At 45.4% G+C, this 19,890-nt stretch carries 15 protein-coding genes and 1 tRNA gene; 11 read left to right on the top strand and 5 right to left on the bottom strand.

Annotated elements, in window-relative coordinates:
* Positions 1-13: 13 nt before the first annotated feature.
* Complete coding sequence (gene gltX, locus RIE73_RS06065) at positions 14-1,459, bottom strand: glutamate--tRNA ligase (RefSeq protein ID WP_446400340.1); 1,446 nt, start codon at positions 1,457-1,459, stop codon at positions 14-16.
* A 330-nt stretch (positions 1,460-1,789) separates the two neighbouring features.
* Between gltX and RIE73_RS06060 the strand changes: the two genes are divergently transcribed.
* From RIE73_RS06060 to RIE73_RS06050, 3 genes are all read left to right on the top strand, one after another.
* On the top strand, positions 1,790-2,932 hold the full coding sequence (locus RIE73_RS06060; RefSeq protein WP_446400339.1) for a serine/threonine protein kinase: 1,143 nt from the start codon (positions 1,790-1,792) through the stop codon (positions 2,930-2,932).
* Positions 2,933-2,978: 46 nt separating this feature from the next.
* On the top strand, positions 2,979-4,712 hold the full coding sequence (locus tag RIE73_RS06055; RefSeq protein WP_446400338.1) for a protein kinase domain-containing protein: 1,734 nt from the start codon (positions 2,979-2,981) through the stop codon (positions 4,710-4,712).
* Positions 4,713-5,048: 336 nt separating this feature from the next.
* Complete coding sequence (locus RIE73_RS06050) at positions 5,049-5,570, top strand: hypothetical protein (protein ID WP_446400337.1); 522 nt, start codon at positions 5,049-5,051, stop codon at positions 5,568-5,570.
* Positions 5,571-5,597: 27 nt separating this feature from the next.
* Here the strand turns inward: RIE73_RS06050 and RIE73_RS06045 are convergent, their stop codons facing one another.
* Entirely contained in the window at positions 5,598-6,665 is a 1,068-nt protein-coding gene (locus RIE73_RS06045) for a DNA cytosine methyltransferase (protein ID WP_446400336.1), read from the bottom strand.
* A 142-nt stretch (positions 6,666-6,807) separates the two neighbouring features.
* On the opposite strand from RIE73_RS06045, the gene RIE73_RS06040 reads away from it, so the two are divergent.
* The 7 genes from RIE73_RS06040 to RIE73_RS06010 all read left to right on the top strand — a co-directional run bounded on the left by RIE73_RS06040 (position 6,808) and on the right by RIE73_RS06010 (position 16,362).
* Positions 6,808-7,008, top strand: coding sequence for a hypothetical protein (locus tag RIE73_RS06040; RefSeq protein WP_446347333.1), 201 nt, complete (start codon positions 6,808-6,810; stop codon positions 7,006-7,008).
* A 32-nt stretch (positions 7,009-7,040) separates the two neighbouring features.
* Positions 7,041-7,955 (top strand): histone deacetylase family protein, encoded by a 915-nt coding sequence (locus RIE73_RS06035; RefSeq protein WP_446400335.1) that lies wholly within the window; start codon positions 7,041-7,043, stop codon positions 7,953-7,955.
* A gap of 166 nt (positions 7,956-8,121) precedes the next feature.
* Positions 8,122-9,267 carry a glutamate--cysteine ligase gene (gene gshA / locus RIE73_RS06030; protein WP_446400334.1) on the top strand — a complete coding sequence of 382 codons (1,146 nt, stop codon included), beginning with the start codon at positions 8,122-8,124 and terminating at the stop codon, positions 9,265-9,267.
* Positions 9,268-9,550: 283 nt separating this feature from the next.
* Positions 9,551-10,012: a tRNA (cytidine(34)-2'-O)-methyltransferase gene (locus tag RIE73_RS06025; RefSeq protein ID WP_446400333.1), complete on the top strand. Its 462-nt coding sequence runs from the start codon at positions 9,551-9,553 to the stop codon at positions 10,010-10,012.
* A gap of 994 nt (positions 10,013-11,006) precedes the next feature.
* Positions 11,007-13,625: a peptidoglycan DD-metalloendopeptidase family protein gene (locus tag RIE73_RS06020; protein WP_446400332.1), complete on the top strand. Its 2,619-nt coding sequence runs from the start codon at positions 11,007-11,009 to the stop codon at positions 13,623-13,625.
* 279 nt (positions 13,626-13,904) lie between these two features.
* Positions 13,905-13,977: transfer RNA gene (locus tag RIE73_RS06015), tRNA-Met, on the top strand.
* Between the two features lie 618 nt (positions 13,978-14,595).
* Positions 14,596-16,362: an iron uptake porin gene (locus tag RIE73_RS06010; RefSeq protein ID WP_446400331.1), complete on the top strand. Its 1,767-nt coding sequence runs from the start codon at positions 14,596-14,598 to the stop codon at positions 16,360-16,362.
* A gap of 270 nt (positions 16,363-16,632) precedes the next feature.
* Here RIE73_RS06010 and RIE73_RS06005 read toward each other — a convergent pair whose 3' ends face one another.
* The 3 genes from RIE73_RS06005 to RIE73_RS05995 form a co-directional block, all read right to left on the bottom strand.
* Complete coding sequence (locus RIE73_RS06005; RefSeq protein WP_446400330.1) at positions 16,633-17,553, bottom strand: SPFH domain-containing protein; 921 nt, start codon at positions 17,551-17,553, stop codon at positions 16,633-16,635.
* 138 nt (positions 17,554-17,691) lie between these two features.
* On the bottom strand, positions 17,692-17,967 hold the full coding sequence (locus RIE73_RS06000) for a hypothetical protein (protein WP_446400329.1): 276 nt from the start codon (positions 17,965-17,967) through the stop codon (positions 17,692-17,694).
* 400 nt (positions 17,968-18,367) lie between these two features.
* Positions 18,368-18,622 (bottom strand): hypothetical protein, encoded by a 255-nt coding sequence (locus RIE73_RS05995; RefSeq protein WP_446347319.1) that lies wholly within the window; start codon positions 18,620-18,622, stop codon positions 18,368-18,370.
* Between the two features lie 502 nt (positions 18,623-19,124).
* On the opposite strand from RIE73_RS05995, the gene RIE73_RS05990 reads away from it, so the two are divergent.
* The gene (locus RIE73_RS05990; protein ID WP_446400393.1) at positions 19,125-19,733 is read left to right on the top strand and encodes a cupin; all 609 of its coding nucleotides are present in this window, start codon (positions 19,125-19,127) and stop codon (positions 19,731-19,733) included.
* Positions 19,734-19,890 lie beyond the last annotated feature (157 nt).

The following is a 19,890-nucleotide window of genomic DNA, read 5'->3' as shown; positions in this document are numbered from 1 at the left end:
ATTTTAAATGCGATCACACTTGACTCAAGGCTTGCTGTAAACGAGGTTTATCTTGTCCCTTCTGGTGTAGTAATACCCAAGATTCCATTAGATCAGGACCATGGACATCACCCGTGAGTCCAGCCCGCAGCGATCGCATGACTAACCCTTTCTTAACTTTTTGCTGTTTGGTTACCTGTTTAATAATTTGCCCTGCGGTTTCTGGACTGAATTCCGGCGTATTGTCTAATGCTTCTAAAACCGCGTTCAGTACATCTGTAGCCCCTTCTTTTTGAAGTTGCTCAATCGCATCTGGGGTCAACTCAACCGAGTCGGTAAAGAACAGCCGCGTCATCTCCACCGCATCCGGTAAGCGGGTCAGACTCGGACCAATCACAGCCGCTAATCGTTCTAACCAAGGGCGATTATTTTCTGGGTCAATCTCATACCCAGCTTCTTGCCAATAGGGAATCAGTAACTCGACTAATTCTGATGGTGATTTTTTGTGCAGATATTGACTATTCAGCCAATCCAGTTTATCCCAGTCAAATTTTGCCCCCGCTTTATTCACCCGATCAAAACTAAACGCTTGGGCGGCTTCGTCTAGAGTAAAAATTTCCTGGGTTGACTCCGGTGGCGACCAACCCAATAGCGTCATATAATTTGCCATGGCTTCTGGTACAAACCCCATGGTCTGAAACTCAGAAATCGAGGTCACGCCATCGCGTTTAGACAGTTTTTGCCCCTGGGTATTCAGAATTAACGGCGTGTGAGCAAATTCGGGTACGCTTGCACCGAGGGCTTCATACAGTAATATCTGTTTGGCAGTATTGGCAATGTGGTCTTCCCCTCGGATGACATGGGTGATTTTCATATCCATATCATCAACCACTACCGCTAGATTGTAGAGAGGCTGACCAATTTCACCTTGGGATGCAGCCCGGGCAATTACCATATCCCCCCCTAAATCACTCCCTTTCCAGGTGAGTTTACCGCGCACCATATCATTCCAGACAATCTCGCGATTATCGTCAATCTTAAACCGAATCACCGGCTGTCGTCCCTCCGCTTCAAAAGCGCTGCGTTGTTCTGGGGTGAGATTGCGGTGACGGTTATCGTAGCGAGGGGCTTCCTTGCGGGCTTTTTGGGCGTCCCGGAGTGTCTTTAGTTCCGCTTCTGTGGTGTAACAGTAATAGGCTAACCCGTTATCTAAAAGGGTTTGAATGGTGTGATGATACAGGTCAAACCGTTTCGATTGAAAAACTGGTCCTTCATCCCAATTGAGTCCTAACCAGGTGAGTCCATCCAATATATTCTGGGTATATTCGGGACGCGATCGCGTCTGGTCGGTGTCTTCGATGCGTAAAATAAACTGACCGCCGTGATGTCGGGCGAATAGCCAGTTAAATACGGCAGTTCTTGCCGTACCGATGTGTAAGTTTCCGGTGGGAGACGGTGCAATGCGGACTCTGACAGTCACGAGATCAATCTCTTGGGTAGGGTTGGCTAACGTACTTTCCGGCTATTCATTGTAGCGTAGAGCGGCGTTAACTTGTCGTTGGCAAGGGAATGTGGGCTAGATGTAACCCAAGAGATAGTGGTCAAACCCGCCCCTACACATTTACGTGCCATACCTGACGCTTCAGGGCGTTAGTCAAAATTATTATATGCCGTGAAAAGACGGTATATCAAAAGTTTCGGCGCTCCAAAAATTTTGTAGAGACGTTCCATGAAACGTTTCTACAAACTGCATAAGCTTCCTAGATTCAGAGATAGGTCTGAGTAACCCCATTCCGGAAGCGCCCATCCTATGCTAAAAGCCAAACAACTCTTACAGAATCGCTACCAACTGCAACAATGCTTATCCCAAAATGCGGGGCGTCAAACCTGGCTAGCTGAAGATACCACCACAACACCACCACAACAGGTAATCGTCAAGCTACTGGCGTTTAGTCCTCAGATGGAGTGGGACGAATTTAAACTCTTTGAACGCGAGGCGCAGGTTCTCAAAACCTTGAACCATCCCCGCATTCCGAAACATCGGGATTATTTTTCCTTAGATGAGCAGATGGGTCAAGGATTGTGCTGGTTTTGTTTAGTACAGGATTATATTCCCGGTCAATCGCTTCAGCAATTACTTGATCAGGGAAAGCATTTCACAGTCGCTCAGGTACGCTCCATTGCGATTCAAGTTTTAGAGATTTTGAGCTATTTACATGGGTTGAATCCACCTGTACTGCATCGGGATATTAAACCCAGTAATTTAATTTTTCAAGAGGATGTCGATGCGGCTCAAGGTGCATCTATCTATTTAGTGGATTTTGGCGCCGTCGCTGACCCCACCGTGGTTGAAGGAGTCACGTTTACCGTTGTCGGTACAGCCGGTTATGCGCCCCTCGAACAATTTTGGGGTAAAGCCGTTCCCGCTTCGGATTTATATGCGTTGGGCGCTACATTAATTCATTTATTAACGGGGACAGCACCCGCCGATTTACCGCAGCAAAATTTACGGATTCATTTTCGCGATCGAGTCAGTTTAAGTCCTAGTTTTGTGAGTTGGCTGGAATCCCTCACTGAGCCAAATTTAGAGCGGCGATTTAATTGTGTGTCTCAAGCTATCTCCACACTTAATAATCTTAATCGATACTATCTATCTAATAAACATCGCATTAATCGAAAGAAAAATTTGGTTAGGTCATCTGTTAACACCTTCTGGTCATGGATAATTAAAATGGCTATTCCACTAATATTTGAAATTAAGATTTTGTCTTTTATAATCATTTTTATCGCGTCGCTTGTGATTCCATGTGGGATGTTTTTGAGTGTATACATCGGGTTTTGTATGCAAGATTGTCGAGCCGGAGAAGGAATCCTTATGTTTTTGATGCTTCCTTTTTTTATTGGAACCTCAATGATAGCCTGTAAGATTATAGCAGAATCATGTAAAAAATAAATTATTTAAATGAGCAAACATCTAATCAATATAAAGGAAAATAAACATGAGAAAGCAAAACCATATCTTACACAATCGCTATCAACTTCAAGAAAAGATTAGCGACAGACCAAGTCGTCAGACATGGCTGGCCCTTGATTTAGACTCTAACTATAAACAATTAGTCATTGTTAAATTACTTCCCTTTAGTCCCCAGATGCAGTGGGAGCATCTCAAATTATTTGAACGGGAAGCTCAGGTTCTCAAAAATATTAATCATCCCCGGATTCCTCGCTATCTCGACTATTTTTCAGTAGATGAGGAAGAGGGTACTGGATTACGTTGGTTTGCCTTAGTACAAGACTATATTCCTGGTCAATCTTTGCAACAATTGCTGGATCAAGGTAAACTTTTTTCCGCACATCAAGTTCGTTGCTTTGCTGAAGAGATTCTGACTATCTTAACTGATTTGCACGAACTAAGTCCCCCTATCATCCATCGCGACATTAAGCCAAGTAATCTAATTTTAGGAAAAAATAATCAAATCTATCTAGTTGATTTTGGTGCGGTGCAAGATAAAGCGAAAGCTGAAGGTGTCACATTTACTGTCGTCGGAACTAGCGGCTATACACCACCAGAACAACTCTGGGGACGTGCTGTACCCGCCAGTGATCTTTACGCCTTGGGAGCAACATTAATTCATCTATTAACGGGTATTGCTCCTGCTAATTTACCGCAGTCTGAGATGCGACTGGACTTTCAGACAAATATTCAAGTTAATTTAAGCAATGTTTTTGCTGGATGGCTTGAGGTGATGACTGAACCAGCGCTAGAAAAACGCTTTGCTCAAGCCCGCCAAGCTAAATCAGCTTTGCTAGATCTTAATGCAATTCATCGAGAAATAATTGCTCAATCTGCACATCATATTCGCCCAAGAAATATAAGTAAATCTCGCAATCTACATCTATTCGTTTTAATAACACTTCATTTTAGTATTACTGCTGGGGTTATTTTTGGCTTAATCTTGCCTACAATCAAGTGGAGGGGGACAGAACGTTATGAATCAGAAGCAAAGCAGTATGTTGATTCAATGAATCGGGCGCAACACTCTTATTTTCTGGATAAATATTACTTTTCTGATTACATGGGCAATCTTGGTTTAGGAATAGCAACGGAAACCCAATTTCATACCTATTCAACTCATGCTAATTCTTTATATGCTTTTAACTATGCAATTTCTAAAAAAGACCACATTAAAAGCTTTGTTGGCGGTGTATTTATAAAATTAAATAACCAGGATACTAGTAAGTTAACAACAGTAGCAATTTTCTGTGAATCGAAATCTCCTGGGATGAAACATCCTACTCCTCCAGTTTTAAGCAATGGTGTACTAGAATGTGGAGTGGGGACAAAAAGAGTAGACTCTTATGATTCAGAAAGGTCTACGACTTTTGGAGAAGATAGCAAATTAATTTATGAATCGTTAAATTATGCCCAAAATGGCAAATATACCCAAGCGCTCAACATGGCTAAAACCCTACAAAATGATGCAGTTAAAGACAATGTATTCGCTGCAATTATACACGAGTTAATAGAAGCCAAACAGTATGAGCAAGCCATTCAAGTTGCTAAAACCATTGAAAACTTCTCTGTAAAAGCCAATACCTTGGATACAATCGTGCGCGAGTTAGCGGTTGCGGGGAAATCTGATCGCGCCCTGGCAATCGCTGAAACCATCCAATCGTACTATGGTAGTAGAGAGAAAATGTTAGACGCGATCGCGAACTATGGAAATGATTAGTCAGCAACACCAGCCAATCTCAAGCATATTGGTATAATTCGACAAATAGGAATCCCTGACAAAAACTATCCTGGTTATCGTCTAGCAGAATCTCTAAGTGATAAGTAGTCGGACAAAAGAAAACAGCACCATACTAAGTTTTGTAAACAAACCTCAAACCCTTACTGTTCCCTGTTCCCTGTTCCCTGTTCCCTAATCTCAACCGTTCACGTTAATTGTGTCCACCTACTTATATCGACCCTATCAACAACAGATTCAAGGAAAAAAGCAGACGTTTATCTGAATGGTAAAGGGGTTTCTCTCAAACAAGCCGGGAGTTCATTTTCATTTAATCGCTTGCAGAGAGCTAATCTGATCCAAGTCTATTCACGGTTAGGATTAACGGCTCCTCAGACAATCTTAACTCAGCTTGATCAAGAAATTCACCGATTCCATCAAGGACTCCTTTTAAGCAGAGATCGCCCTTGGCAGAACTTTTTCTCAGAAAATGATTTCAAAACACTTTTAAATTTTTTAATGATGTTAGGGAGTCCTAATTTAGGTATTTCACAACACCCAGCCGAATTAATTTTAGAAGCGCCAGCCACTCAGATCAGTCAAGATACTATCAAAATTTATTCGTTTGATGAGTATTTCAATCGTTACAAGGAAAAATTACACATAGCCATCAGGCGACAATGGATAGGACAAACAAGTAAGAGCGAACATGGGAGAGCGATTAGTCTTGCCAAAAAGTCAGATAACTTGCCTTGGGTTTTTGACGACGTAGTTGGAACTCCAAGAGGAGGATGGAGAAATGATATTGATGAAGCCGACAGGAAAACCGTCTATTTTTTAATGATTGAAAAGAAAAAATAGGTGGCGCGATAAAAATATAACGCTTAACTAAGATATTGTTATGGGGTGAACCTGTATCTGGTTTGGCTTATTTTGGGAGTCGGCGGCTACTAAATCTTGGTATATACTTTTGGCTAAAGCATAGCTGAAATTGACTGGAACAGCATTACCAATCATTTTGTACCCAGCCGCTAACCGTTCATAGTAAAAAATAAAGTCATCGTCAAAGGTTTGAATTCTCGCACATTCTCGAATTGATAAACGTTGGTAAGGATTGGGTGATTTAGGGTCAAACATCCATTTATCCTTTCCGATATGAATCATTTTATTTGCCTGGGGATGGATTGGTGCATGACGACCACCCGCCTGAATTGTAAATGATGGTTCATTCCAGGAACGAACCCGGTTACGAGACATATAAATACTGGAAAATCCGCCAACCATATATTCATGATTAGCAAGGAGACAGTCTTCCCCGCGTGTCTTATTATTGCTCAATGCCGGGATTGCTGATTCCCGCAAATTCCAAATTGCATCTCGTAAGGTAAGAATACGAGATCCAGGCACTAAAGCATTAAAGTCAAAGCATTTATTCAAGTCAATATGATAACCAATAAAAATGACTCGCTTTCTATCTTGAGGCACATTATAATGCCGAGCATTCAAAAGTTTATAGGAAATGACGTAGCCAGCTTCCTCAAAGGCTGCAATAATGTTGCGTAAGGCATTTTCGTGCTTTTTGTGTAGCATCCCAGAAACATTTTCCGCCAAGAAAAAGCGAGGTTGCTTGTCTTTCAAAATCCGGATATACTCTAAAAATAATCTGCCGCGATCGTCATTGATTCCCTTTTGAGTACCTGCCTCACTCCAACTTTGGCAAGGAGGACCACCAATAATCCCGAAGCAGTTTGGAATGTCCGCCGAAGGAACCTGTCGAATATCACGCCGATCAAGAAATGTATCTGGATGATTACTTTGATAGGTTTGCCACATATCTTTGTCATATTCATTTGCCCATACCACATTAAAGCCTGCTTGACGAAACCCTAGATCGAGTCCACCGCAGCCTGAAAATAGAGAGACTATCGCTTTTTTCTTTAAAGTTTGCTGTTCCATCTTGACGTTTTACATCCTGTAGAAGAGTTGAAAAGTATTTGCTTTAGTATTAATATTTAATTAGCTAATTAGCCAATTGTCAAATTAGCTGTTTAGCTAGGGTAAAATTTGCCTAACGGGACTTAACTTAATCACTGGGCTAATGGCACAGACGCAAAGAAAGCCAGTATATGTACAGCCAAAACACCATGAAATTTTAAGACGCATTGCTTTTGAGCAACGTTGCAATATTTCCGATGTGTTAGATGCTGTATTAGAACAAGCCGACTGGGAAACAATAACGCAAGAGGCGAGAAATAAGCCTGTACAGCGATCAATGAAACGGGGAGGAACCAATCAATGACAATAGTTCATGACTGACTATTGACTACCGTCATGAATCTGCCAATTGTCTATCACCCCGACTACGTTACCCCCCTTCCACCTGGACATCGCTTTCCCATGTCCAAATTTGGCAAACTCTGTGAACTCCTCCTCACCGATAATCTTGCCACTCCGGAACAAATCCACACTCCTAACCCCCCACCCACGGAATGGATTCAACTCATCCACACCCCTGACTACATCCAAGCCTACTGTAACGGCACACTTGACCCGAAAGCCCAGCGCCGAATTGGATTACCCTGGAGTCCCGGCTTGGTGACGCGAACCTGTACGGCGGTTGGCGGGACAATCCTGACGGCTCAACTTGCCCTGACTCATGGTATTGCTTGTAATACGGCGGGAGGAACTCATCATGCATTTCCCAGCTACGGATCAGGCTTTTGTATCTTTAATGATTTGGCGATCGCAACTCGTGTCCTCCAGACTCTGGGATTAGTCCAAAAAATCCTCATCCTTGATTTGGATGTTCATCAAGGGGATGGTACGGCGTTTATTTTCCAAAATGACCCCACTGTCTTTACCTTCTCCATGCACTGTGAGGTCAATTTCCCCGCCACTAAACAAAAAAGTGATCTTGACATTCCTCTCCCGGTAGGTATGGATGACGATGCTTACCTACAAACCCTAGCCCACTATCTCCCTGATATTTTGTCTGACTTCCAGCCTGAGTTGGTTCTCTATGATGCTGGAGTCGATACCCACGCCTGCGATCGCTTTGGTAAGCTAGCCTTAACCGATACGGGAATTTACCGTCGTGAAATGCAGGTACTCAGCACCTGTATCGCCGCAGGCTACCCTGTCGCCAGTGTGATTGGGGGCGGCTATGGAGATGACATGAAGGCATTAATCTACCGTCACTCTCTCCTCCATCGTGCCGCTAATGATGTTTATCGTCATCTTGTGTGAAGGGAACGGGGAACAGGGAACAGGGAACGGGAGATTTGACCAATCGATTGAAACCCTACTCTTGCTTATGCTCAAGATTAGGATAATTCAAAATTTATAATCAATCTCTCAGCACTGATACACTTGAAGAGTTAAGAGGTTGCTCTACCCAGCTCTAGGAGATACTGTGCTGCTATCGAAAGGCTTTGAAATTGAAATGTATACTGGCACTCCCCAAGGGGAGATTGTCGGTCTGTCTGATCGGATTGTGGCTTCGTTGGATGGCTTCATGCGGGAACCCGACACCCGCAATGTCGAATATACCACGGCTCCTTTATGCTGCTATGACCGCCTCTTATGCGCTTTGGTCCGTCCGCGCCAGCAACTCCGCGCTTATCTGAAAACCCTGGGTAATTATACCCTGATTCCCGGCAGTACCCTGTCTCTAGGGGAGAGCGATCGCTTCTACCGCTCTGACCCGCAAAACCCTTATCATGACTACATTGAGCAAACCTACGGCAGTAATGTGGTCACGGCTAGTGTTCATATCAATGTGGGCATTTCTGACCCAGAATTGCTGATGCAAGCCTGTCGTCTGGTACGGGTAGAAGCCCCCTTATACCTGGCGTTAAGCGCATCATCTCCCTTTCTCGACGGACAAGCCACAGGATATCACTCCACGCGCTGGGCAATTTTTCCGCAAACGCCGTCTCAGGTTCCCTTATTTGAAAGCCATGCTCATTTTATTGAGTGGACCGAAGCCCAACTCGAAGCGGGAACCATGTGTAACGTGCGCCATCTTTGGTCATCGGTTCGTCCCAATGGTAATCGACGCCCTTATGATTTAAATCGTCTGGAATTGAGAATTTGTGATTTAATGGTTGATCCGATTGCCCTGCTGGCGGTAACTGCCTTACTGGAAGCCCGTTTGATCCAGCTTTTAAATGATCCGAGTCTTGACCCTCTCTACGGGGGTAAAACATCGACTCGCGCTGCTGATTTAGTCGCTCTCACTGAAGCCAACGAAATGGCGGTTGCCCGTTCTAGCTTAGATGCCAAACTCACCCATTGGCAGGATGGCAGAACGATTTCGGCACGGCAATGGATTGATGAACTCTATCAAGAGGTTTTACCTATTGCCAAAGCGAAAGGCTTCAGTTGTTTCCTTTCCCCCCTGAAAAAAATTCTCCGCCAAGGAAATACGGCAGGACAATGGTTACAACTGCAATCTGTGGGCTTTGACACGCAGCAAATTCTCAACCGAGCGATTCAAGACATGGCGGAACAAGAAAATGAACTGGAGGACAAATTATGCCAGGTTTTGGTAGCTTGATCATCAGCAGGAATGCCAATACTGCTCGGCTCAGCTCTACTTTCGTTGATTCTTCCCCTGCTCCCCCCGTTCCCCCTGCTCCCCCTGCTCCTCGTCACCGAATAGTATCGGGAGGGATAATTTGTCAAGCCTGTTCGGGCGAAAAATTAAAATATCTAATCAGCTTCTCCCCAAAAGCTGATATTAAAAAAACATATACTATCAACATTTCCAATGGGTCTGATTCAATTTATTCAGTCCCCCTGAGTATTTAGGGTAGGATTGATAAGAGATTTGAGGTTTTATGCTTAGGGTTGTCTTAGTTTGCCCCCAAATTCCGCCCAATACAGGCAATGTCGCCCGTACCTGTGCCGCTACAGACACGGAGTTACATCTAGTTGGACCCTTGGGATTTGAAATTAGCGATCGCTACCTCAAGCGAGCCGGACTTGACTATTGGCCCTATGTCAAGTTTCACTACCATGAAACCTTGGAGGCATTTAATCGGGTGTACCAAAAGCTGGGAGGGCGATGGATTGGTTTCAGCACTTCTGGGCAATACAGTTATGTTCAATTCCAATTTCAACCGAATGACTGGCTGTTATTTGGCAGCGAAACCCAAGGATTGTCCCCATCTGTTTTAAATCGTTGTGGCGCAACTGTGGTTATTCCGATGACACAACCCGGTGTTCGCAGTTTAAATCTTTCCGTCAGCGCAGCTTTGGGTTTGTTTGAAGCACGGCGTCAATTGGGATACCTGATCTAGGGAAAACATTTCCTGATAACGTTCTAGTATTTAACAACCAAGAAAAGTCCACCTTCAGCCAACGCTAGTTCCGGAGACTGGGCTTGACTGGACGCCTTAAAGCGGGTAAAGGGATACTACATTTATGTATACTACTGTATATATAACTTTATTTAATCTAATCAGTGTTTAATTAAAATTAATTAAAATTTTAAAAGTACCCCCTTTGTGCAGAGGTCATGGTCTTCATTTATCTCTGCCAAAAAATTAATGACGCTGAATTCAGCTATCTAGACTACGGAAAAGCCGCTCCTTTGATAAGAAATTTATATACAGAAGAGTCTTGCCCAATCGAGGCGGATTGATAGATTTTAATCATCCTCAGCAGGTGGCATCCAGGAGCCTCAAACCCAATCCCGACAAGAGAAAGCGCGATTTTAACAGAGGGGATGTCACCAACACCATCTTTCCCAACCCGGACAAGCTTGGGTAAACTGTACGGTTGTTCTTTACCAAAAATTCACGTAAAGTGCGGTCTGTAATCGTTAGCTGCTAAACTATCGGTTGCTAGACTATGAGCTTGAGTTCTATACGGTTGCTAAATCCTGCGATCACCGGATAGTCTGGAAGGCTGAGAAAGCAACAAACCAACTTTAGAGTTCGGTTTGAAACTCTAGCCCTCTTCCGGAGAAAAGCCTGTCAAGTCTGTATGTTCTATGCACAACCCTTGGCAAAAACCGCCCGACTATCAACTGTGTCTGGTTATCAAGTATGAAAATATATTCTGCCAGAGACAGCAAGTTATGGCTTCATAAAGGGTGAATCGAGCGGTGATCGTCAACAACTAGAAATTTATCCAGTCAGATCAGCTTGTCTAAATTAAAAAAGCAGGGTACTCTTGCCTAAGTATGTTCACTGTCCGTGATCTAAATCACATTTTAGGGTGAGATCCCTCATTGACTGGGAAAACCATTTAGGAACTGTTAAGTGCTCGTCACACACTAGGAGGTCGTTTTTGAAACGGACATTTACGCAGAAGGTTAAACAGGTTCCTTCGTGTGCAGCCAACTCCGCCCACTCCTTTGAGGCTTTGTTGAAGCTTTCTGGGGAGAAGCCGCCAGTCGGCGCAACCCTTCCGACCGAAGGCAACCGCAGAGCTAGGACGTCTGCTGCCATGATCGGATTGGCAATTTCCATGGGAGCTTCCAGCTTCTTGTTACCGCAACAAGGGGATGAAGCCTTAGCCGTGGAACCCATTGCCTCTGAGCCAACGCTGACAACTTTGCCTGTTGGCGTGCCAACGCCTGCGTCTGTGCCAACAGAAAGCGAACCAGACGCTGACCAGCTCTCGAAACTGCCGCGAACGAAATCGGCAGCCCCAGCCCAATCACCAGCCCGATCGACATCGGTCGTACACCACAATGTACAGGACGGGCAAACGCTATGGGAGGTCTCGCAAACCTATAAAGTCGCCCCAGAAGCGATCGCGGCGTCGAATCCTGTCCAACCTGATGCCGATCTGTCAGTTGGACAGCAGCTAAAAATCCCGACTGTGAACGGTATCGTTCACGAGGCGAAACCTGGGGAAACCGTTGAATCCGTATCCAAATCTTACGGAGTCGAGCCAAATCAGCTACGGAACTCCACTGGGGTATCCGCATCCGGTCAGCTCAAAACGGGTGAATCCGTCACCGTTCCGGGTCAGGTCGATGACCTGCTCAAGGCGAGACAAGACGTTGCTGTTGAGAATTTAAAACACAAACGGAACCGCTTAAATGACAGTCTGGCGGAGTTGAGGTCTGAGGAGTCCATCAACCCAGTAACAACAGCAGCAACGCCATCGGCGTCAGCCACCCGTCTCCCGGCGGCAGAAGGGAAACCTGATACCCCAGCATCAGCGGCGACGAATTCTAACAGTCCTATTGGTATCCCAGTTCCCACTCCGGAAATTGCGGCATCACCGACAGTAGACTCAACGGCGGCCAATCCATCTCCATCTCCCGTCGTTATTCCGGTTCCCACTCCAGAAATTGCCGCCTCACCGACGGTGGAGTCCTTAGGGGTTAATGGATACCAGTCACCCGTGGTGATTCCGGTTCCCACTCCAGACTCCGAAGCCGCCTCAGGGTCAGAATCCAAAGCGGCTCGCTCATCGGAATCGTCTGTGGTGATTCCGGTTCCCACTCCAGACACAGCCGCGTCTCTGGCGATTGAGGAAAACACACCGAAGCCATCACCCTCATCCGTGGTGATTCCGGTTCCTACGCCAAGTCCAGAGCATTTGACCTCACCAGAGGTATCGGAAGACCAAAAACCAACCGTCCCCAATTCCAGGCTGGAACCCGTCACGACGCCAGAAATCACAGCCCAACCCCCAACACCGCAGCCCGTGGTGATGGAAACGGTGGTAGCGAATCAAGCGGCGACGAGTACTTACGCGGTAAAAGAAGGAGATACGGTAGACGCGATCGCACGTCGCTATGGTTTATCCCGTTCTGAATTAATTCAAGCCAACGGCTTGAATAATCCCAACCTGATTCGGGTTAATCAACAACTCACGATTCCCACACCGTCATCGGCTGAGTCATCTGAGCAACGAGTCACGTTTTTACCGGGGATTCAGGAACAATCCAACAATTCGGTGACTCGTTCAGTCCAACCGGAGGTTGAAGCGCCCAGCGTCGTTGTTCCCACTACAGCAACATCCGCCTCGCCCATTACGCCAACCGTACCGACATCTCAACCGTCAACCGCTTCATCCACAGTTCTCGCCCAAGCTTCCGTGGGTGAAAACACCCCAACCAATACTCCTATCGCTTTAGAGGCGAAACGCAATCAGTCCGCTAACGCTGGGGACAACCCCTACGTTGAACGTTTGAGGGCGGATATTCTCCGAATGCGGGCAGAATATCGTCGTCAGCAAGCCACGGGTCAGACCCGTTCACCAAGCGAAGTGGTGGTTCCGTCTGCGCCAGTTGAGCCGAGAGTAGCGGAACAATCAACACCCGTGAGGGTTAATCCGGAATTCAATCCGCAGCGGTATGAACAGGAAAATCCAACGGCTGCAGTTCCCATCGCGGTGCCACCTGCGGAAACCCCATCTGAACAGAAGGAGCAGGTTGTAGCCGCCGCCCCAGCACCAGTACCCGCCTATAACCCGATGCTGCGAACCCCGGTTGGCACACCCGTGGCACCGGCGCTGCCACCTCTATCCCCTGAGGATATGTATTTGCCGGATAGCCCAGCCCGATTTAATGGCTATATTTGGCCCAGCAAAGGGGTTTTAACCTCTGGCTACGGGATGCGTTGGGGACGTATGCACAAGGGGATTGATATTGCGGCTCCTATTGGTACACCCATTGTGGCAGCTGCCCCTGGTGTTGTGGTTACCGCTGGTTGGAATTCTGGTGGTTACGGCAAATTGGTGGAAATTAAACATCCGGATGGTAGTTTGACCCTCTATGCCCATAACCATCGAATTTTGGTGCGTCGGGGTCAAGAGGTTGACCAAGGGCAACAAATTTCGGAAATGGGTAGTACGGGTTACAGTACGGGTCCTCACTTGCACTTTGAAGTTCATCCAGCCGGACGTGGAGCCGTTAACCCAATGGCGTATCTACCCGATAAGCGGTAGTTGATTCTCCCTGCGACAAAAGTGTGTAGAGGCGTTGCCTGCAACGCCTCTTCTGGCCGGACACAGCTTAAATGGTGAAATAGATTAGTCGGTTGGGTTGACGCAAGGAAACTCAACCCAATCTAGGGCTAAAGCCCTCACTACGAACCGAATCATCAGACATCAATGTAGGTGTCTTACGTCACTACGGGATTGATGTACCTATCTTAGATAAATGGTGGAAAAGATGCTTGTGTTCACGTAAGCTTTATGCTAAATTAAGGAGGCTGTGAAAAAAACGGCTCAGTAGCTCAGTGGTTAGAGCAGGGGACTCATAAGCCCAAGGTCGTTGGTTCAAATCCGACCTGAGCCATTTGTTAGAAACCTTATAGAGTAAGCTTTTCGGGGAATAGCCTTAGTTACGGTGGGGCTGTTCCTCTGAATTTTTATCGATTTGACTATTGACTTTGACTATGAATTGACTATGACTAGCTTAGAACTTAGGTGTTTTCATCGTCAATAAGGGTTAGAGCAATGGTTACACAATCAGTAGAGCGAAAGTCTTAAAGTAACGATACCGAATGACCTTCATAGGAAGCTTAAGATTATCTCTGAGAAAATAGGTATTCCGATTTATTTTATCCAGGCTTGTTTCTATTCTTTGAGGAGCCTTTTATCGTCCTCGGAACGATCGCGATCGCCGCGATGACTAGAAACCTGCCACCATCTACTCTAGCGCGATTCCTCCAGTAATAAAATCTCTCGACATGCGCTTATGGAGCTTGATTTGCAATAAACGGATTAAATTGATGCATATACCGTATAAATTTAGGACAATCTGCATCAATCAATACAAAAAAAGCGGATAGCGCCGATAAGGTTAACCTGAGATTAACCAAGACAGGATAAAACCTCTGGAACAAAAAATTCCAGAGACAGTTCTCCTGTTGACGAATCTCACCAAAAACTCTATCTGGTGTGAGAGACGAACGTGAATCAAGCTAAAGTTTCTAGGATTGCCTTCCTTAATTTGCCGACAATTTTAGGGATAACAATTGGGCTATCTACCGCCGCGATCGCAGGTGAACCTACCCGAAGGGATAATACCCAACAGCCGAGTTCAATTGCCCAAACGCCCCTGAATCTAGAGATTCCGGTTCCAGATGCAGCATTGGAGACGGAGGAGACATTAAACCCATCCGCGACACCGGAAACCCCTTTACCCTCCCTAGAATTGGACGCCATGGAAAATCAGGGAATGGGACAAATAACCAACGTTTCCCAACTGCGAGATGTTTCTCCCGGAGACTGGGCGTATGAAGCCTTGCGATCGCTTGTTGAACGGTATGGCTGTATTGCGGGATATCCTGATGGTACATTTCGGGGTAATCGGGCGATGACGCGCTATGAATTTGCCGCCGGATTAAATGCCTGTTTACAGCAAATTGAGCGTTTAATTGGCAACGTTCCCGATAACATTGAAGAATTGCCCACCCTACGGCGTTTAGTCGAAGAATTTGAAGCGGAACTTGCCACGTTATCAGCGCGGGTTGATAATTTAGAAGGTCGAGTGGCGTTTTTAGAAGACAATCAGTTTTCCACAACCACAAAACTATCTGGGGAAGTTATCTTTGGTTTTGCGGATGCGTTTGGAGATGACGTTGGCGACGATGTAAATACCGTTTTTCACGATCGCGTTCGCCTCAACTTCCTGACTAGCTTTACCGGGAAGGATATGCTGCAAACTCGTCTCCAGGCGGGTAACGCTGCCCTACTCCTGGCAAGAGATGGTGTAACCTTTGACGATGGATCAAAGTTTACTCAAGAAGGGCGCTTTACCTACGATGGTGATAACGGCAATGACGTTATTATCGACATTTTGCGCTACCGCTTTCCCCTCGGAGACAAAGCCACCGTGCAAATCGTAGCAAACAATGGCTTACACCACTACTACGTGGATACCGTTAACCCTTTCTTAGAAGGCTTAGCTGGGGGTTCTAATGCCATTTCCCGCTTTGCTGAACGCAATCCCATCTACCGAATTGGACCCTTTGGTGCAGGGGCTGCGATCGCGCTGAAACCCAGTGATAATCTCAGAGTAGATTTGGGCTACATTTCCAATACCGCCAGTAATCCTGGAGAGGATAATGGGTTGTTCAACGGGAATTATTCCGGAATTGCCCAAATTGTTTATGGCAGTCGGTTTAAGATTGGATTAACCTACGTCCATGCTTATGATGATGGTGGAGATGACGCTAGACCCTTTCTGTTAGGTGGAACAGGTACAGCCTTTGCTAATCTCAATCCCGGACAATTGGCAAATGTAACCAATTTGTCAGCAGATATACTCAGCACTCCCGTTGTCAGCAACTCTTACGGAATAGAAGCCTCCCTCAGATTTAGTCCCAGCTTTTTAGTGAATGGTTGGGTTGGTAAAACTGACGCCCGTTTAATTGGGTTAGGTGATGCCGATATTTGGAATTTTGCGTTAGGTTTAGTTTTCCCCGATTTAGGAAAAGAGGGGAATTTAGCTGCCATTGTTGCGGGTGCGGAACCAACGCTGAGAGGATTAGATGTCCCCGGTGGAACCAACGACTTTAATCGAGATTTTGCGTATCACATTGAAGGCTTCTACAAATATCAAGTCAGTGATAATCTCTCGATTACACCAGGTATCATTTGGTTAACTTCTCCTAACCAAAATTCAGATAACAGCGATGCCGTGATTGGCACGGTAAGAACCACCTTCACATTTTAAGCCAAAATTGCTGACAGATCCCCGACTTCTTGAAGAAGTCGGGGATCTAATACCAAAATGTAGTGGCGTGGCACACCTAAAATGGTAGATTAGAATTGTAGGGGCGCAAGGCTTGCGCCCGATTCAATGGTCAAATCTATTCCACAATTTTAGCTGTGTCAGTCCAGTAGGGTGGGCAATGCCCACCTACAAGTTTTACACAAAAGACGTAGCTTTCTTCTCGCTTGCGCTAGTATGACAAATGACCAAGGACAAATGACGAATGACGAATTACTTCTTCGCTGTACTCGCCGACGGTAGCGAATGACCCGCATTCGGATCGAAGGACGGAAATGGGGCAGTTCCACCTAAATATGTGGGTAGAATTCCATCCCATTTCTTAATCATTTCCTCTTGCAATTCTAACTCCCGCAAACGAATGGTTAAAGGTGAAACCGTTGAGGCTTTAATCCGAGAGGCTTCAGCTTCTCCCCTGGCTTCGGCAATTTTCCGCTGGGATTCCGCTTCGGCGACTTCAAGCTGTGCTTTCGCGGCTACGGCTTGCTGTTCCGCTTGGAAACGGGCGGTTATTTGGGCTTCAATGGACTCGTCAAATCGAGGCTTACTCACAAAACCCACAGAGTCAAATGTAACACCAACAGCACCAAATTTATTGTTCAAGCAAGTTTGGACATCTTTGAGTAATTGTCCCTGCTTATCTCCCACAATTTGTTCAGGTTTTAATCCAGTCGCAGATTGGTTAAAACAATTACGGGTTTCACTGCGAACCAGAGTTGCCTTAAACTGATCCGGGTCTTTCAGATACTTCCCGTAAAAGTCTTTAATTTTCCGGGTGTTGAAGAAGTAGGACAGGGAGACATCCGCATTAACCGTTGTACCACCGACACCAAAGGTGATGCTTTCATCAACTGGAGAGCCTTCTTCCGTTGAAGCGGTTAAGATATAATACTGAACATGATCAGGAAAAACGACAATTTCTTCAGTGTAGCCATTATACCAAACCTTACCTGTACTAATGGTGGCATTTTGTACGCCACGGTTTTTACCGTAAAGCTCGACTTTTAATCCAACATAGCCCGGAGGGATTCGCTTTACACTGCTTCCCGGAACCGCACCACAACCCGATGCAATAATGGCTAAAGCAGCCGTAAGTCCAGTAAGTTTGAAGAAACGCTGAGGTAGATTTTTCATGGTCTTGAATGGTTGACTAAACGTATCCGACGTGTAAATGCTGTTCAGCACAAATTTTGGTTAATTACATAACAAAATGCCAGTCTATGTGTCTCTACATATCGTGGAACTGATAAAGCGATAAAATTGATGATTTCTTCAGTTGACATCCAACAGTTCAACCAAGGAAACATCACAATCCGGGAAAGCGTCTTTTATCTGCTTGTGTCGAACTTGAGCATGATGAAGTCTGGCGGCGACATGACTGATGGAAGCTCCCGGTACAACCAGTAATCCGACGACGTAATAACTTACGCCTAACCAAACTTTTTGGTCACTGGGAGAACTAACTAGAGTGGCGGCATTACCTAAGAGCCAAAAACAGAAAATAAGTTCGATAGTTCCTATGGCTATCCATTTTGTCAGGGTTTTCATGAGTTTTGAGGGAGATAATCAATTCTGGTATTCGCCTAAATTAACAGCGGTTATACTGTTCTCTTGAACAACCAGAAACAATGTTTAATTTAATTCTTATCTCAATTATCTCTACTCATTCATACACAACGAAGAGATGTGTATGAACACTCACAAGTCGGTGTTGTGTCCACAGGCGTGTATCGGTATAAGTGTAGTCAGACACAATTAAAGTTGAGTGTGAGGACAAGGGAATAGGGAACAGGGAACAGGGAACAGGGAATAGTAAGGATTTGACGCTGGTTAAGTAGTCGTTTCAGCTATTTAAGCGAAAAAAGTAGGGACAATTCATGAATTGCCCCTACAGATGGTGGTTCAATGGTAAAGCAAGCGTAACAGAAGTCGTCAATCTACAGGTTGATTAATTCGTCTTACCCGCGCAGGGATTTTCTTTCGCCGCACAAGGATTCGCTTTACCTGCACAGGGATTTTCTTTCGCCGCACAAGGATTAGCCTTACCCGCGCAAGGGTTCTCTTTACCCGCACAGGGATTCGCTTGAGTTTCAGTCCCGCCTTCGGGTCCCGGTTTAGCGGCACAGGGGTTACCACAACCTGTTGCTAGCCCCAGACCTAGAATAGAGGCAATGGTGAGTGTGGCAATGTAGTTAACTTTCATTCTATTCTGGCTTCTATGATACAAGGATTGGTACATCATCGCCCGGAAGTCTGCCTGGGCTTAGACAATACTTAATCTCACAAAGCTTAAGTTACCCTTAAAAACAGCTTGGGATTTGCTGAGACTGTGGTTAAAGGTGGCTTGTCGGATTAGCGAGGTTTAGGACAAACCTAGATTTTCTCAGGAAAAACTCATGTTTTCTCTTAATAGATTTGTCAAAATTGACAATATGACGGAACCGGATAAAAATTTGTCGGCATCCCTGTGAGTTTTCTTTTTCGGCTAAATTGCTCAATGGAATGCCAAAAATCATGGGAGTATGTCAGGGAACGCGCAAAACCTTCTTGTCGGTTGGGTAGAGCGATCGCGAAACCCAACAGGGTAACCTAGAGTTGGGTTACTTTTCGAGAATGCTTCACCTCTGTTCCAACGGTTCAACCGACAAAGGTGACATCCTTCCCAAATAATCACCGCTGATTAGACTCTAGTTATAAAATAAATGATGCAAAGTAGTGATTGGTTAGTGACAAGTGATGGAGACTGTCTAGCTTGTAGTGTCTCAGAGAGTGAAATATCTACAGGATACTATCGACTTTATCGCTTTCTAACCGATGTAGAAGATATTCTGGAAACCATTAAGGATGATCGCCAACGCCTAGAACAAATTCGCCCGTTAGTTCGCCGTTTACTGACGAGTTCCTATTGGCTACAGGGTGAATATCGCGAACCGAATCCCGATACAGGGTGGTCTGTCCTCATGCTTTACGATGAGCCAGAGTTTCCCTTAACCGTACAGACTGTGGTTTGGTTACCCGGACGAGTCTCTCCGATTCACAATCATGCTGCTTGGGGAGTGGTGGCGTTAATCAGTGGTGAAGAAAAAAATACATTTTGGCGACGGACTAGGGATTCAGAATTTCCCGATCGCATCGAAAAGGTGGGTGAACAAATTCTGGTTCCTGGCGATATTATCAGCTTTATGCCCGATGCGATTCACCATGTAGAAGTGATGGGAACCGAACCCACGATTACCTTTAATCTTTATGGAAAAACGGATTATCAGCAGCGATTTGAGTTTGATCCGATGACCCACACGGCTACAAACTTCTAAAAGCCGAAACGCCCTATTTTCGTTCTCACTCTTCCTTGTCTACTGGTCTACCTGTCTTCTAAGTCTTACCTCAACCCCAATCTTAAAAAACCTACCCTTATGAGGATCTAATCGGGGGGCTAGGGGGGATCTCTTATTAAGTAAGGGTTCCAGCCTT

It is taken from the genome of Coleofasciculus sp. C1-SOL-03 (genome assembly GCF_040220555.1).
Classification (GTDB): Bacteria; Cyanobacteriota; Cyanobacteriia; order Cyanobacteriales; family Coleofasciculaceae; genus Coleofasciculus.
Note: the sequence above shows the minus strand (reverse complement) of the source record. Positions and strands in the feature narration are given on the sequence as shown.

Excerpts from the sequence above, each read along its gene's own strand:
- RIE73_RS06040 (WP_446347333.1), top strand. The coding sequence starts at position 6,808 with ATGGCACAGACGCAAAGAAAGCCAGTATATGTACAGCCAAAACACCAT.
- RIE73_RS06005 (WP_446400330.1), bottom strand. The coding sequence starts at position 17,553 with ATGAAAAATCTACCTCAGCGTTTCTTCAAACTTACTGGACTTACGGCT.
- RIE73_RS06060 (WP_446400339.1), top strand. The coding sequence starts at position 1,790 with ATGCTAAAAGCCAAACAACTCTTACAGAATCGCTACCAACTGCAACAA.
- RIE73_RS06000 (WP_446400329.1), bottom strand. The coding sequence starts at position 17,967 with ATGAAAACCCTGACAAAATGGATAGCCATAGGAACTATCGAACTTATT.
- RIE73_RS05995 (WP_446347319.1), bottom strand. The coding sequence starts at position 18,622 with ATGAAAGTTAACTACATTGCCACACTCACCATTGCCTCTATTCTAGGT.
- RIE73_RS05990 (WP_446400393.1), top strand. The coding sequence starts at position 19,125 with ATGCAAAGTAGTGATTGGTTAGTGACAAGTGATGGAGACTGTCTAGCT.
- RIE73_RS06035 (WP_446400335.1), top strand. The coding sequence starts at position 7,041 with ATGAATCTGCCAATTGTCTATCACCCCGACTACGTTACCCCCCTTCCA.
- RIE73_RS06025 (WP_446400333.1), top strand. The coding sequence starts at position 9,551 with ATGCTTAGGGTTGTCTTAGTTTGCCCCCAAATTCCGCCCAATACAGGC.
- RIE73_RS06055 (WP_446400338.1), top strand. The coding sequence starts at position 2,979 with ATGAGAAAGCAAAACCATATCTTACACAATCGCTATCAACTTCAAGAA.
- RIE73_RS06045 (WP_446400336.1), bottom strand. The coding sequence starts at position 6,665 with ATGGAACAGCAAACTTTAAAGAAAAAAGCGATAGTCTCTCTATTTTCA.